Annotated in this window: 1 protein-coding gene; it reads left to right on the plus strand. The window is 57.3% G+C overall.

Annotated elements, in window-relative coordinates; genetic code table 11:
* A partial coding sequence (locus tag AC0L20_RS41360) for an FCD domain-containing protein (RefSeq protein ID WP_473295888.1) occupies positions 1–255 on the plus strand: 255 nt, incomplete at both ends.

Consider the following 255-nt stretch of genomic DNA (forward strand, 5'->3'; position numbering starts at 1 on the left):
TGACGAAGTGCGCGATCTATTTGTGGTCCGCCGCACCTTGGAGCTGCAAGCCATTGCCCAAAGTGGCGCTCTGACTTACGACCAATCCGAGCGGATGCAAAACGCAATCGACGCCACCACTCTGGCGCGGGAACGTGAGGACTGGCGTGCCGTGGCCACTCACAGTCTGGCGTTTCACCAACAAGTTGTCGGGCTGATGCACAGTCCCCTGTTCGATGAATTTTTCGCTCAGGTGATCGCCCAATTGCGTCTTGT

This window comes from Bradyrhizobium sp. Kon58, assembly GCF_055807455.1.